Annotated in this window: 10 protein-coding genes; 4 read left to right on the top strand and 6 right to left on the bottom strand. The window is 74.7% G+C overall.

The features are described 5' to 3' along the window. Positions 1–4: 4 nt before the first annotated feature. From ACW69E_RS24810 to ACW69E_RS24790, 5 genes are all read right to left on the bottom strand, one after another. The gene (locus tag ACW69E_RS24810; protein WP_457500520.1) at positions 5–1174 is read right to left on the bottom strand and encodes an ATP-binding protein; all 1170 of its coding nucleotides are present in this window, start codon (positions 1172–1174) and stop codon (positions 5–7) included. Between the two features lie 35 nt (positions 1175–1209). Then, the gene (locus ACW69E_RS24805; RefSeq protein ID WP_457500519.1) at positions 1210–6345 is read right to left on the bottom strand and encodes a hypothetical protein; all 5136 of its coding nucleotides are present in this window, start codon (positions 6343–6345) and stop codon (positions 1210–1212) included. Next, positions 6342–7196, bottom strand: coding sequence for a DUF4132 domain-containing protein (locus ACW69E_RS24800; protein WP_457500518.1), 855 nt, complete (start codon positions 7194–7196; stop codon positions 6342–6344). Before ACW69E_RS24800 ends, ACW69E_RS24805 begins: the two co-directional genes overlap by 4 nt. Positions 7197–7366: 170 nt before the next feature. Then, complete coding sequence (locus ACW69E_RS24795; protein ID WP_457500517.1) at positions 7367–8542, bottom strand: macrolide family glycosyltransferase; 1176 nt, start codon at positions 8540–8542, stop codon at positions 7367–7369. 203 nt (positions 8543–8745) lie between these two features. Next, positions 8746–9852, bottom strand: coding sequence for a protein kinase family protein (locus ACW69E_RS24790; protein WP_457500516.1), 1107 nt, complete (start codon positions 9850–9852; stop codon positions 8746–8748). A 291-nt stretch (positions 9853–10143) separates the two neighbouring features. Between ACW69E_RS24790 and nagB the strand changes: the two genes are divergently transcribed. The 3 genes from nagB to ACW69E_RS24775 all read left to right on the top strand — a co-directional run bounded on the left by nagB (position 10144) and on the right by ACW69E_RS24775 (position 13472). Next, positions 10144–10929, top strand: a complete 786-nt coding sequence (nagB, locus tag ACW69E_RS24785; protein ID WP_457500515.1) for a glucosamine-6-phosphate deaminase — start codon at positions 10144–10146, stop codon at positions 10927–10929. A gap of 247 nt (positions 10930–11176) precedes the next feature. Then, the gene (locus ACW69E_RS24780; RefSeq protein WP_457500514.1) at positions 11177–12121 is read left to right on the top strand and encodes an RNA polymerase sigma-70 factor; all 945 of its coding nucleotides are present in this window, start codon (positions 11177–11179) and stop codon (positions 12119–12121) included. Between the two features lie 151 nt (positions 12122–12272). After that, entirely contained in the window at positions 12273–13472 is a 1200-nt protein-coding gene (locus ACW69E_RS24775) for an NAD(P)/FAD-dependent oxidoreductase (protein ID WP_457500513.1), read from the top strand. Positions 13473–13574: 102 nt separating this feature from the next. On the opposite strand, the gene ACW69E_RS24770 is transcribed toward ACW69E_RS24775, so the two are convergent. After that, complete coding sequence (locus ACW69E_RS24770; RefSeq protein ID WP_457500512.1) at positions 13575–14105, bottom strand: pyridoxamine 5'-phosphate oxidase family protein; 531 nt, start codon at positions 14103–14105, stop codon at positions 13575–13577. Positions 14106–14364: 259 nt separating this feature from the next. Here ACW69E_RS24770 and ACW69E_RS24765 point away from each other — a divergent pair, with 259 nt between their 5' ends. Then, positions 14365–15009 (top strand): dihydrofolate reductase family protein, encoded by a 645-nt coding sequence (locus ACW69E_RS24765; RefSeq protein WP_457500511.1) that lies wholly within the window; start codon positions 14365–14367, stop codon positions 15007–15009. Positions 15010–15134: the final 125 nt, after the last annotated feature.

Here is a 15134-nt window from a genome sequence, read left to right as displayed (position 1 = left end):
GCCGTCAGCCCTCCAGGACGGTGCGCAGGTCCCACAGGGTGCGCCAGGTGGCGGACCCCTGCTCGGCGCGGCGGCGCACCGGGCCGTCCCAGTAGCCGCGCAGCCGGGCGGCGTCGGCGGGATCGTCCTTGCGGACCACGCCGAGCAGATGGCCCGGCAGCAGGGAGAGCACGTCCCGGTCGCCGGGGAAGTACGCCGCCGCCAGAGCCAGCGCCCCGGCCACGGACACCGCCTCCGCGGTGGACATCACCGTGGAGGGCCGCTCCACCTCCCAGCCTTCCGCCGAACGGCCCTCGCGCAGGTCCCGGAAGGCGGTGACCAGGGCCTCCAGCACGGTGTCGTCCACCCGGAACGGCGCCCCGGCCCGCTCCACGGACGCCCGCGCCTGGCCGCGCACCAGCGCGGTCTCCGCCTCCAGGTCCCCGATGGGGCCGACCGTCTCGAAGTTGAAGCGCCGCTTGAGGGCCGCGGACATCTCGGAGACGCCCTTGTCGCGGAGGTTGGCGGTGGCGATGAGGGTGAAGCCGGGCGCCGCGTGCGCCAGGGCGTCCTCGGTGCCGGCCAGTTCGGGGACGGCGATCCGCCGCTCCGAGAGCAGCGACACCAGGGAGTCCTGCACCTCGGGCAGGCAGCGGGTGACCTCCTCGACGCGGGCGACGGCGCCCCGGGACATGGCGGTCAGCACCGGGGAGGGCACGAGCGCCTGCCGGCTGGGCCCCTGCGCCAGCAGCAGCGCGTAGTTCCAGCCGTACCTGAGCTGGTCCTCGGTGGTGCCGGCCGTGCCCTGCACGGTCAGGCCGCTGGTGCCGCACACGGCGGCGGCCAGTAGCTCCGACAGCATCGACTTGGCGGTGCCGGGCTCACCGACGAGCAGCAGGCCGCGTTCCCCGGCCAGGGTCACCACGCACCGCTCGACCAGGGCGCGGTCGCCGACGAACTTGCCCTCGACCACCAGGCGGCGCGGCACCCCCTCGGGGACCTCGGCGCCGTCGGGCAGCTTCAGGGCGGCGCCCCCGCTGCCCATGACGAACGTGACGACCGCGCGCGGGGTGAGCCGCCAGGCGGGCGGGCGCGGTCCGCCGTCGTACGCGGCGAGGAAGGCCAGCTCGGTCGCGTACCGTTCCTCGGGCGGGACGATCTGGCGGGCCGGCGCGGAAGCGAGGGTGGTGGTCATGGGCGTTGCTTCTTCCGGGTGGAGACGGGCGGTGGTCATCGGCGGCCCTTGCGGCCGGCGCGGGTGGTGAGTTCCTCGTAGGCGGGGGCGTCACCGGCGCGGACGCGGTCCCAGGCGCGCTCGAACAGCTCGGGCACCGGTACCAGGGGCACCGCGCGGGAGCGGCCGGGGACCGGGTACAGGCCCTGCTTCCAGATCTCCACCGGCAGTGCGGGGGACTTCAGGTCGAGCCAGCCGCACGGCAGGAAGAGGGTGCGCCCGGCGCGTGCCCGCTTCGCCTCGACGACCAGATTCGTGGCCGCCAGTTCGGCGCGGGCCTTCCTGGCCCGGGCGGGCTTCCAGCCCGTCCAGCGGGCGATGTTGCGGTCCGTCGGATCGGGCAGGGCCAGCAGTTGCAGGTAGAGCGCCGCCGCGTCCTGGCCCAGGCCGTGGGTCCGGGCGGCCTCGGCGACCAGTTCGGGCACGGTGGCGGCCGGGTCCTGGGCGTACCCGGTGGGCTCCCCGGGGCCGGATCCGGCCGCGAGGGCGCGGGCGAGTCCGTCGTCCAGGACCGTCCGCAGTGCCCGCATGCCCTCGCCCCGGCTCGGCCCGACGATCCCCTCGAGCAGCCCGAAAACGGGATCGTCCGCGCCGGTGAGGGCGCTGGGGCGGACCAGGACGGCCTCCTGGTCGCCGTACCAGGGACGCAGCGCCAGCGCCCCGCCCACCTGCGTCAGACCGTGCGCGCCGGCACCGCCGGTGGCGGGCAGCCCGTACGCCCTGCGCAGCTCCGGGGCGGACGGCGAGCCCTTGTGCGTCCACGACAGGTCCAGGTCGAGCAGCAGGTCCGGGTCCGCGACGCGGCGGCGCAGCGCGGCCAGCCCTTCCGGCAGGGCGGCGCGCAGGGGGTGTCCGTACGGCAGGTGGTAGGCGAGGCCGGCCAGGGCGGTCACGGCATATGTGAGGCCGTGGTGGCCGGGCAGCGCCGCGGGGTCCTCCGCCACCAGATCGCCGTCCTCATCGAGTCGCTGGACGGTGGTACGGCTGATCCAGGGGGTGCGGCGCGGGTTGAGCACCGCCTCGGCCGAGCCGGCGGGCAGACCCGCCTGGGAGAGTTCCCCGGCCGTGTCCTCGGGCAGGCGGACGAACCCGGCCAGGCGCTCGGCCCACACCCGGCCCGCCGCGTCCGTGTCCGGTCCGGCCGTCCACAGGTCGCCGGGGTCCTTCGGCAGCAGCGCGCCGACGAGTGCCGTCAGGTCGCCGGGCTCCAGCGAGTCCAGCAGTGTGTCGCCGAGCTTCTTCTGCCCCGGCTTCAGGGCGGTGACGGCGGCCGCCTCGTCGGTGAGCCGCGACGGCCTTCCGGCGAGCAGCAGGGCCGCCTGCACGGGGCCCAGGCCGCCCCGCGTCGCGGTGGCCAGGGCGGCGGGCGCCTCCGGTCGCCAGGGCGCGGGACCCTTGTCCCGGATCAGCCCGGTCACCGCGGCCAGCGCTTCCGCGGGGAACACCGGCGGGTGAGCGCTCTCCCTCGACAGCGTGAAGTGCGCGACCGCGCCGAACGAACCGGCCGGGTCGTGGTCCAGCGCCAGCCAGTTGACACGCTCGTTTCGCAGATCGACGTTCTGGCGGCCGAGGATGACGACGGTGCGGCCCTCCCGGCGCAGCACCTGGCCGGTGCGCTCCCGCCGGTCGTGCGGTTCGCTCAGCACGATCTCGCGCAGCGCGGCCCCGGGCGCGGCCAGCGGCCCCCGCGCGACCGCCTCGAACAGCAGCAGCAGCGCCCGGCGGTGCGCCTCGGACAGGGCCGGTGAGGCGGCGCGGTAGGCGAGTGGACGCAGCATGTCCAGCACGGGCAGCCACACGATGCCGATGCCCGGGACGGTGAACTCCTCGCTGCGCCACCCGTCGGCCGCCCCGGCGAGCCGGGCGGACTCGGGCAGGGGCCTGCCGTCGGCGGGCTCGCCGGACAGCACGTGGTTCACGGCGCGGATCTGGCGCAGCGCGCTCCAGCGCCGCTCGCCGCCCCACCAGCCGTACAGTCCGGCGAGACCCGCGACCGCCTCGTTCAGCGTCCGGTCGTCGCCGTCCTCGGGGCTGTAGTCGGCGAACATGCCCTCCACTCGCCTGCGTTCCACCCTGGGCCGCTCCACCGGGGGCGCCGTGAACGCGGTGACGGACTCCGCCAGACGCAGCACCGCGTGCACATGGGCGGCGACGCCGGCGAGCAGGGAGGGCTCGGTGAGAGCGGGGAGAACGCGGGAGACGGCCTTCCGCAGCACCTCGTCGGCGGCCGGAACGGCGGACTGCTCGGTGGCGGCCCCCGATCCGTTCCGCCGCCCGGCCCCAGGACGGCCCGGCCTCCTCGTCCGCCCGGCCTCCGCCGCGGCTTTCGCCTTGGCCTCGGCCTCGACCCTCGCTTGCCGCTCGGCCAGCGCCCGGGCCCCGGCACGCAGCAACCCGGCCGCCTGCTCGTCGCTCAGCGCCCGCAGAACCGCCGAGGAGCCCTCGTCGCGTGGCCGCAGCGCGTGCCAGAAGTCGGCCGGCGGGACCAGCCGCGTGCCGGCGGCGAACTCGCCGCCCCGCTCCAGCGGCGTCACCCGGCCCGACTCCCACACGCCGCCGTCGTCACCGCCGGCGTACAGGGCCATGTGACGGTGCCCGGCGACGACGACGGGCTCGGCGCCGCCGGGCAGCCGCAGCGCGCCGATCGGGACGCCCGGCCCCCGACCGCCCGACGTCGGCAGGGTGACGGTCCGGCCGTCCGGCGTACCGGCGGTGGTGCGGGCCTGGTCGCCCTCGCCCTCGGTGCGCACCCAGCGGCCCAGGACCGTGCCGTCGGTGCCGAGCGGGCTGTGCTCCAGGCCGGGCCGGAGGGGCAGCACGGCGCAGTGCTGCTGGAGCAGGGTGGCTCCGTCGCGGATGCCGGACCGCAGGAACGCGGGCAGCGAGGCGCGCCCGTGCGTGCCGGTGGCCGGGTCGTACTCGAGCCACACCTGCCGCAGCCCCTGTCGCCCCCGGCGCCAGTAGGAGGTGCCGTCCCCCAGTACGGGGCGGCCGGGGGGCAGGACCGTGTCGCCGGCGTGCAGGGCACGCCCGCCGGTGGCGCGGCCGCCGCCCGGCAGGGGGATGGAGGTCTCGTCCGCGTCGTGGCCGCCGTACCAGTGCGGGAGCCTCTCGCCGCCGAGCGGGAACACCTCGGTGGGGCGGGCCGACCAGTAGCCGTGCTGTCTGCCGTCCTGCCGCCACATCACCAGCAGTTCGCCGTCGGTGTAGCGGAACGACGGGCGGTTCCAGCGGTCCGGCTCCACCGGCAGCCGCAGGTCGTGCTCCAGCAGGATGTCCTGCGGCCCCACGACGATCGCCTTGTGCCCGCGGGAGAGGATCAGTGCCGGCCAGGCCTCGTGGACGGTGAGCGTGTCGTCGCGGTCGCGCCGGGTCTGTTCGTCCAGGCGCCGCAGTGCCTCCTCCAGGGCGGGCCAGCCCAGTTCGTCCAGGATGCCGGAGCGCAGGGTACGGCCCAGCAGCGGCGCGGCGTCGAACGCGGCGGCCCCGGCGACGGCCCGCGGGCTGACGCGGGCGGCGACCGCGTGGAACGGGCGCAGCCGGTTCAGCGCAGCGCGCGCGGCGGGCAGGCCGGCCGCGGCGGCCAGTTCCCCGGCCGCGTCGTCCAGCCACTCGCGCAGTACGTCGGCGAGTACGGGGTGCCCGGCCACCTCCTCCAGCAGCCCGGTGCCGAGGTGGCGGCCGCTCAGACTCCCCACGCAGTGGTACAGCAGGCGCCGGCAGCGCGGGTCGGCCGCGGCGGCCGTCAGGTCCCGCCGCCCGGCCCGGGTCTCCCTCAGCCACCGGTCGAGCGGGAGGAGGACAGCCTTGCCGGCCTCCGGCAGCGTCAGCGGTATGCCCTGCGCCACGCACAGGTCCAGCAGGTCGAGGTCGGCGCCGGCGTTCCAGCGGCCCGTGAAGAGGTCCACGGGACGGCCCTGGGCGCGCAGACGCGGCGCCATGCGCTCCACGAGGGCGAGGGTGGCCGGTGAACGGCCGCTGACGGACGAACCGTGCTTGCGGTGCAGCGCCCAGCGGCTGAGCCAGTCCGCCGCGTCGACCCCGTCCGCGCCGGCCTCTGCTCCGTCCTCCCCGGCCTCGCCCGTCAGCAGCCGGTCGGCGCCGGTCTCGGCGAGCAGCGCCAGCCAGAACTCGTCGTCCTCGGTGGAGCGGCCCAGCCCGGCAGGCATGATCTCCAGCAGCCGGGCCCGTACGGAGGGCCGCTGCCCGGCCAGGGCGGCCAGCGTGGACCGATAGGTGTTCCAGAAGGAGGCGGGGGCCCGCACCGCAGCGGGCGACGCGAGCAGGTCCGCCACCAGGGCGCACTCCTCGGCGGCCCGGTCCAGCCCCGCCGCCCGGATCAGGCCGCGTGCGTCCTGCGGCAGGGAGGCGTACGGCGGCATGCCCGCCGCGCAGCGCTCCACGATCAGCTGCCGGAACTGCGCCCACGCCTCGGCCGGGGCGAGCCGCGCCGAGAGGGCCCTCACATGCTCCTTGAGCGCCTTGACCGTCAGCGCGCCGGCGAAGGCGAACTCCAGGAAAACCGCACGCTGCCGCTCCTCGTCCACGGGCAGCGCGTGCACCCGCTCCGCCTCGCGGGCCCTGCCGAAGAGGGCCGCCGCGTAGGTGGTGTTCTCGTGCCGGAGGAAGACGCGGGCGGCCTGCTCGTAGAAGGTGGGCAGGAAGTGCGGCACGGCCCGGCCGAGCCGCTCGCCGAGCTCCTCGAAGCCCTCCTTCGCCGTGCCGGGACGGGACTTGGCCTGCCGGGCGAGCCGCTCGACGTCCCTGACCAGCGCCAGCGCGTGGTGGCCGTTGGCCGGGTCGTTGACCAGCGCCCACGCCGGGAAGCCCAGGGTCTCCCGGCGTACCTGCCCGACCTCGTGGACCACCGGTTCCCGGGCCAGCCCGAGGAAGTCCAGGGCGAGGTCCTCGGCCTCGCCGAGCGTGCCCGGCACCAGTCTGGCGATCCTGCGCTCGTCCAGCGCGGGGTGGGTGTAGGCGCGGACGGTGAGGACGTCCGCGTCCTCCCGGTCCGTGGTGCCCACCGGCAGCACGGCGCCGGCCTCCAGCAGCGCGGCGCAGGCGGCCTCGTCGTACGCGATGCCGTCGTATGCGGTGTTGTCGTAGTTGCCGTGGTTGTGGTAAGTCGTCATGCCGCACGCTCCTCGTCCTCGATGTCGCGTCCGGCGTACAGCGCGGCCGCCATGCGCATGCCCTCCGACCAGGCCACCGGACCGACCTGACCGAGCTTCAGGACCCGGCCGGCCGGGTCGGTGAAGACCAGCGGGCCGGTCTCCGTCTCCGAGTAGCCGTCGTAGTCGCCGACCCACACCCGGGCCTCGACACCGCGGCCGCCCTCCAGAACGGAGCACACCGCGTGGCCGCCGCGCACGCGGTAGCCCAGCTGGGCGGCCCGCCCGTGCAGGAACCTCAGCTCCTTGAAGACGCCGCCCGCGTAGTCCTCGACGCAAGCCGCCTCGGCGTCCAGCGCCGCGGGCCGGCGCCACACCTCCCGGAAGAGCTGCTGGGCGCGCTGCTCGACGCCCAGCTCGACGGCGAACTCGCGCAACTCCTCCAGCTCCTCCAGCAGCACCGGATGCGGCAGGCGGACCAGGCCGGGGGTGAGACGGACGGTGTCGCCGTCGAGGTCGACCACACCGAGGCCGCGCCCGGGATCGGCGTCCCGCAGGAACCCGGCCACCTCCCCGTCCGCCCCCGTGACCACCATGTCGCGCAGGGCGGCCTGCCAGGCCGGATCCGGCCACACCCGCGCCAGGACCGCGAACGGCACCGGCAGCGAGCGCACCATCCACCGCTCCACATCGGCCAGGCACTGCCGCTCGTGCCGCTCCAGCCACTCGGCGAGCTGACGCAGTCCCACCACCGCCGGATCGTCGGCGATCTTCGGCGGTACGGACTTCAGCCGCCGTCCGGCCGCGTTGCGGCACACCACCTTTCCCTCGTCGAGGGCGACCTCGTAGCCGCCGGCCGACACCCACCCCATACGTGCCTCCCCGCACCCGCAGTGATCAAGTGACGGGAACTGTAGGGCAGGGCGCTGACAACGGTGCCGGCGAGCGCTTTCGGCCGGACGCGGGCGGAGCGGCGGGGGTGACGGGCGGTGAGGTTCCGCGCCGTCACCCCTGTCGCCGTACCTGCCGCCGTAGGCGCAGGTCAGGCCAGCATTTCCTCGATGAGGCCGACGGCGCGCCGGGTGCCACCCTCGGCCCGTGCGGCGGCGCTCAGCAGCGCCGAGCGGCGGGCGACACCCGAGTCGGCGACCAGCTCCTCCAAAGCCGCCCGCAAGGCCCCGGCGGTGGCCTCCTCGGTGTCGATGCGGTGGGCCACGCCCAGTTCCACGAGCCGGTCGGCGTTCATGAACTGGTCGGTGGCCTGTGGCACGGCGATCATCGGGACACCCGCCAGCAGTCCCTCGTTGCAGCCACCCATGCCGGCGTGGGTGACGAAGGCGTCCGCCTGCTCCAGGATCGCCCGCTGCGGGACCCAGGGGTGCACCTCGACGTTCGGCGGGACGGCGCCGAGCTCCCGCGGGTCGGTGTACCTGCCGATCTGGAGGACGACGTGCCATCCGGGCAGGCCGCCGAAGGCGGCGACGCACCGGCGGTAGAACTCCGGCCGGCGGGTGTACGCCGAGCCCAGGGAGACCAGCAGCACCTTCTCCGCGTCCGCGGGACGGGCCCAGCCGTCCGTGCCCGCGGACATCTCGAGACAGGGCCCGACGAAGGTCACCGTGGTGGTGTCGACCCTGTCGGCGTGCGGCTGCATCGCGCGCGGGATCAGTGCCAGGGTGTGCGCGGGGCGGCCGGGGAAGGCGTCCACGTCGGTGGTGGACGCCCCGCAGTCGGCGAGCCACCGCGCGAACCGGGCCCGGTAGGCGTCGGCGCCCGGCAGCCGCCACAGGTGTGCCGCGACCTCCTGGTCGTAGCCCTCCCAGGCCACGAACGTCGGGGAGAGCTGCATGAGGGGGCGGCCCTGCGACTCGGCGAGGGCGCGCGCGGCGTAGGCGCCGATGTCGTACAGGTACAGGTCCGCCGGGTCGCGGTCGTAGGCGGCGCGCAACCGGGGCAGAGTCTGTACGGCGTCATCGAGGAAGAGGCCCATCGCGGCGATGGGGTCGTCGGGCCAGTCGTTGTCGGCGACCGGCAACCCGGACGCGCAGGGGAGGAGTTCGGCGCCGGTGGGCGCGATCAGACCGGCCACCGCCGGGTCGTTGGCATACGTCACACGGTGGCCGCGGGCCACCAACTCGCTGATGATCGCCAGGCTGGGCAGGACATGGCTGACGGCGGGGATGCCGACCATCGCGATATGGGCACGGCGACGGGACATGGATGATCACTCACTTCGGGTCCACGGCTGACAGGACACCGCAGGCCCGCGCGCCGGTCTGTTCGGGAGTTCCGGACACCGGTGCGCGCATGGGCGTGCGGGCGGAGAGGCGGGGCGCTGCCCCGGCCGTGTCAGCCGTAGATCTGAAGGAAGGAGGACATGTCCGCGACCCTAGACCCCCGCCGGGCTGTGGCGCATCCCGATTACCGCCGGCCGCCGCCCGGGGCATGCTGTGGTCCGGTGGACGGAGCGCCTGCCCCCTCGATCCGCCGGATCTCATCCAGCGGGTACGGGGTCTGCCTGCTGCCGTACCGGAACCCGTGGTTGAAGTCCGACATCACGGCGGCGACCGGCGCGTGCCGGGCGATGATCTGCGCGGCCTCCTCCGGGATTCCCGTGGGGCGCCTGCCCTCGGCGTAGGCGCGCACCAGCGCCCGGCGGCCCTCCCGGTCCTCGACGCGGTATCCGCACAAAGCGGTGACCAGCCAGTTCACCAGGTAGGTGACGGTGTAGCAGCGGTCGTAGGTCCGATGCCGTGCGAAGAAGTCGGCCTCTTCCCGCGACAGTTCGAACCGGGAGGAGAGCGCGAGACCGTAGTCCGCGAAGTAGAGGCGCCGGCCGTCGGTCAGGATGTTCTCGAAGTGCGCGTCGAAGTGGAGGAGCCCGCGGCCGGCCATGAAGGAGGTGCCGGCCGCCAGTTCCCTCTCGACCATGGCGCAGGCCCGGTTCGCGGCCTCGTCTCCGGCGGCCACCCGCTCGCCCAGCCACTGGTGCAGGTTCCGCGGGATGTACTCCAGGAACACCACGACGCTCGCCGAGGACCTCCGCAGGGCCTCGATCCGGCGGCGCACCTGCGGCCGGCCGCCCCAGTAGGCCACGGCCCGTTCCACGTCGGCCAGTTCCCCGGGCAGCGGTGCCGAGCCCGGCAGCACCCTCCAGTGGTACATCAGGGGGAACCCCTCGTGTTCCCCGGCGAGCACCCAGTCGGTCGTCATGGCGTGCACGGCGAGCTCCCGCCAGGCCCCGAAGCCCGGCCCGCCGATGGCGCCGACGCCGTACTGGCAGAAGACGGGCAGTCCGAACAGGTTCGCCGTGGAGCGGATGTGCGCGGGTTCCCTCTCCAGATCGGTGAGGGGTACCCGTTTGACGAAGACCGGGACCCCGGAGACCTCCAGCAGGGACGACTCTCCGCCGATGCCGGAGCCGAGCGGTACGGCCGTGTCCACCAGTCGGTGCAGTTCGCGGTCGCCGAGCCGGGCCAGGGCCGTGGAGACGGCGCCGTGGGCGGCCAGACGAGTACCGTGCGGCATGTCGGGGTGCTCCACACTGCCTCCGTCCGGGCGCCCGGCAACGGTCGCCGGTCTCGATTCCGCGACGGCCACCCTACGCATGGTGACCGGGTCGCGTCCGCGCCTTCGGACCGCCGTGTCCGGCAGAGGGCACGGAGGGTTCCGCCGGCGGCGGTGGCCTGCCCGTCGCGAACGGCGGTGCCGTGCGTCCGCCACCCGGTTCCGCGGGAGCGGCGGGGTGCGGTGCGGGGCCGCCTCCCTGCTATGGTGGTCTATACCACTGGTGTTCACTCTTGGATCGGCAGGCCCAGCGTGGAAGTTGTCATCGTTCCGGACGCCGACGCAGGCGGGGAGATCATCGCCGAGGCCGTGGCAGGCCTCCTGCGGCGCAAGCCCGACGCGCTGCTCGGTGTGGCCACGGGCTCGACACCGCTGCCCGTCTACCGGGCGCTGGCCGCCAAGGCCGCCGCGGGCGATGTGGACGTCTCGCGCGCCCGGATCTGCCAGCTCGACGAGTACGTCGGCCTGCCGGCCGGGCACCCCGAGTCCTACCGCTCGGTGGTGCTGAGGGAGGTGGTGGAGCCGCTCGGGCTGGACGAGGCATCCTTCATGGGACCGGACGGCTCCGCCGAGGACGTCCCGGCGGCCTGCGCGAGATACGAGAGGGAACTGGCCGGGGCCGGCGGCGTGGACCTCCAGCTGCTCGGCATCGGCACCGACGGGCACATAGGCTTCAACGAGCCGTGCTCCTCACTGGCCTCCCGCACCCGCATCAAGACACTCACCCGGCAGACCCGCGCCGACAACGCCCGCTTCTTCGGCGGTGACATCGACCAGGTGCCGCACCACGTCATCACCCAGGGCATCGGCACCATCCTGGAAGCCCGCCATCTGGTGCTGCTGGCCACCGGCGAGGCCAAGGCGGAGGCCGTCGCGCAGACCGTCGAGGGACCGCTGTCCGCGATGGTCCCGGCCTCCGCGCTGCAGATGCACCCCCACGCCACGGTCGTGGTGGACGAGGCGGCCGCGTCAGGGCTGAAGCTCGCGGACTACTTCCGCGCCACCTACGAGGCCAAGCCGCACTGGCAGGGTCTCTGACGGCCGTGGCGCGGGACCACCCGTGCCACAGCCGTGACCGCGGGGCCCGGTGTCCGCCCCGCACCACGCGCAGACCGTGCACCACCTGTCCGAGCGCATCGCCGTGCCGTACCTCGGCCGTGTCGTCGGGGAGGGCGGGGCCGCGCAGGTCGCCGGCGGCTCCCGGCATCGGCCGCAACCGCGTCTGACGCCCCGCGGGCCGCGCAGGTCGCCCGGCGCGGCCCGGCGCGGCACTAGGATCCGGGCCATGCCGCTGACCGCGAAGGATGTGGACCGCTTCGAGGCCACCAGGCCCCGCCTGGAGGCCATCGCCTACCGTCTCCTCGGCTCCGCGAGCGAGGCCGAGGACGCCGTGCAGGAGACCTTTCTGCGCTGGCAGGCCGCCGACGTCGGGCGCATCGAGGTACCCGAGGCCTGGCTGACGAAGGTGCTCACCAACCTGTGCCTCAACCAGCTCACCTCGGCCCGCGCGCGGCGCGAGGCCTACGTGGGCCAGTGGCTTCCCGAACCGCTGCTCGAGGGCGATCCGATGCTCGGGCCGGCCGACACCGCCGAGCAGCGCGAGTCGGTCTCGTACGCCGTCCTCGCCCTCATGGAGCGCCTGTCCCCCCATGAGCGGGCCGTGTACGTGCTGCGGGAGGCCTTCGACTACCCGCACCGAGAGATCGCCGGGATCCTCGGCGTCACCGAGGCCGCCAGCCAGCAGACCCTCCACCGCGCCAGGAAGCACATCGCGGACGGCAGGGCCCGCACCGAGGTCGACGAGGCCGCCGCCCGGCGGATCGTCGAGGAGTTCCTGGCGGCCGCCGCCGACGGGAGGACCGAGCCGCTGGTGCGGCTGCTCACCGCCGACGCCTTCTCGGTCGGCGACGGCGGCGGGAAGGTCCCGGCCCGCCCCAGGCCGGTCGAGGGCGCTCTCGCGGTCGCGAAGTTCATGCGGGGGCTGTTCAAGCCCGCACGGGCCAAGCGAGCCCTGGTCGGCGGCTCGCCCGGACTCCACATCGCGACCGCCAACGGCGGACCCGCCGTCGTGGCGGTCGTGGACGGCCGGGTCGTCGGCGTCGTGTGCCTGGAGGTCACCGCCGCGGGCATCACCGCGATCCGCAGCCAGGCCAACCCCGACAAGCTCGGGCGTGCGACCGAGATGTGGGCGGCCACCGATCACGGAGAGCCCCTGTTCCGCGTCTTCTGACCGCGGAGCGAGGCCCCCGGCGCCGGAGCCGGGGGCCTCCGGCCGGATGTGACCTGTCTCACTCCCTTTTCCTGTCAGGAAACGGCTCGCTCCCCGGTTCAGGGGGCGAAACCGCGCAGGAGACGGAACCGCGCAGACAGGAGCCAGGGAAATGAAGCACCGCATCATCGTCCTCGGAGCCGGATACACCGGATCCGCCGCGGCCGGCCGCCTCGCCAGGCGGCTGCACCGTGACGACGTCGCCATCACCCTCGTCAACGCCGACCCCGACTTCGTCGAACGCGTCCGGCTGCACCAGCTCGCGGTCGGCCAGGACCTCAGGCACCGGCCGCTTGCCGAGATGTTCGCGGGCACCGGCGTCGAGCTGACGACCGCCGAGGTCACCGGCATCGACGCCGACCGCAGGACCGTGACCGTCGCCGGCACCGGTGCGGGCGTCCGGGAGCTGGAGTACGACACCCTGGTGTACGCCCTCGGCAGCGGCTGGAACGACCGGGGCGTCCCCGGCGCCGCCGAGCACGCCCACGAGGTCGCGAGCCGGGCAGGGGCGCTCCGGCTGCGCGAGCGCCTGGCCGGCCTGGCCGCCGGGCAGCCCGTGGTCGTCGTAGGCGGCGGCCTCACCGGTCTGGAGGCCGCGACCGAGATCGCCGAGGCCCGTCCGGACCTCGAGGTCGCCCTCGCCGTCCGCGGCGGCCTCGGCGACCACCTCTCGGACAAGGGGCGCGGCCACCTGCGGAAGGTCTTCGGCGGGCTCGGCATCACCGTGCACGAGCACACGGCCGTCACCGGGGTCGAGGCCGACCGCGTCATCACCGCCGGCGGCGAGGCCATCCCGGCCGCGGTCACCGTGTGGGCCACCGGCTTCGCGGTGCACCCCATCGCGCGGGCCACCACCCTGGAGACCACCGGCACGGGCCAGATCGTGGTCGACGCGACCATGCGCTCGGTCTCGCACCCCGACGTGTACGCCGTCGGCGACGCCGCCATGGCGACGGGCCCCGGGGGGAAACCGCTGCGGATGTCGTGCGCCTCGGGCAACCCCACCGCGTGGCAGGCCGCCGACACCATCGCCGCGCGCCTGACCGGCGGAAAGCCTCCGAGGATCCCGATCCGCTACTTCAACCAGTGCGTCTCGCTGGGCCGCCGGGAAGGCCTGATCCAGTACGTCACCGCCGACGACCGGGCCACCAGGGCGGCCCTGACCGGCCGGCTCGCCGCCGTCTACAAGGAACTGGTCTGCAAGGGCGCGGCCTGGGCCGTCGCCAACCCGACCCTCGGCCTGCCGGTCCGCCGCCGCCGTGTCGTACGGGAGGCGGCCCGGACGGGTCCGGCCGCCGGGGTGTCTGCCTGACCGGCGCCGCGCGGTGGGCGTCCGCGATACGGGGCGCCCACCGCGCCCCCGCTGCGGGGACCACTCATCCCCTCCCGGGGCCGGACGCGGCCCGTGCTCCGGTCAGGACGGAACCGCCGGGGCGAGCTTGGAGTCGTCGGGCGCGTAGACGGTCATCCAGTGCGGACGGAGCCGGTAGTAGACCACCTCCTCGTCCCAGTCGAAGGCGTCCTCGCCGTAGAAGTCCTTGAAGTACGCGAGCAGGCCCGGCCAGTCCGCGGCCGGTTCGCCGCCGTGGGGGTTGAGGACCTCCACCGTGCCGTGGGTGAACACCCCCAGGTCCTCGCCCCGCATGTGCGCGGCGCTTACGGCGGGCCGCGCGGCGAGATGGCGGGCCTTGGCGGCGCCGCGTGCCGTGCCGAAGTGCCACTTCCCGTGCAGGAAGTGCCCGTCCGCGCCGCTGATGCGGGGTTCGCACTTCGCCGTCACAGTGGCCAGGGAGAGGGTGCACATGCCGGTGAGGACCTGGGTGAGCCGCTTCGCGGTCAGTGTGCGCTCGGCGTTGATGATCGAGCGCAGGTGCGGGGTGGAGCGGGAGAGCGAGGAGTCGAGGAGGGTCTGGAGCTCCGCGAGCTCCTCCGGTGTTTCGCGCATGGGAATCCTTGTCTGCCGGTGGGACTCCGGCCGTGTCCACCGTCGACGCCGACCGGTGAGGCCATGATCGGCCCGAAACCCGACATCTAATGTCGGGTTTTCCTGGCGCCCTCACTCGCCCCCGCACCCGCCACCCGCCTCCGCCGGAACCGGGGCGGCCGCTCGCTTCCGGGACCGCCGACGCGGCGACGACGGGGGCGGCGATGAGTTTCTCCGGCCCGGAGAGTCTCACCACCATCCGACAACACAGGAGGAACGCATGACCCAGCTGCTGAGGGTCCAGAACTTCAACGTCTCCAGCGACGGCGTCGCCGCCGGGGAGGACCAGAGCTTCGACAGCCCGTTCGGGCTCGCCGGCGCCGAGAGGCTGTTCGCCTGGGCCGGCGCCACGGCGAGCTGGCCCGGGCGCACCGATCCCGGAGGGAGCCGGGGCCTGGACGACTACCTCACGCGGGACTACGCCCACAACATCGGCGCCGAGATCATGGGCCGTAACAAGTTCGGCCCCCAGCGCGGGCCCTGGCAGGACCATCAGTGGCGCGGCTGGTGGGGCGAGGAGCCCCCGTTCCACACCCCGGTGTTCGTCATGACCCACCACCGGCGGCCTTCGTTCACGCTCTCCGACACCACGTTCCACTTCGTCGACGGCTCCCCGACCGAGGTCCTCGAACAGGCGCGGGAGGCGGCGCGGGGCGGAGATGTCCGGCTCGGCGGCGGGGTCACCACCATCCGGCAGTTCCTCGACGCCGACCTCGTCGACACCATGCACGTGGCGGTCTCGCCGGTGAAGTTCGGGTCCGGTCTGCGGCTCTGGGAGTCGCCCGGTGAACTGCTCGACCGGTTCCACATGGACGTCGTCCCCAGCCCGAGCGGGGTGACGCACCACCTGTTCTGGCGGAAGTGACGGATCCCGGCGGGGGGGGGGGGGGGGGGGGCCCCCCCCCCCCCCCCCCCCCCCCCCCCCCCGCGCGCCCGCCCGGGGGGGGGGGGCCCCCCGCCGGGGGGGGGGGGGGGGGGGGGGGGGGGGGC

This window comes from Streptomyces sp. SS8, from assembly GCF_054072955.1.
The sequence above is the reverse complement of the archived record's forward strand: the minus strand, read 5'-3'. Positions and strand labels throughout refer to the sequence as shown.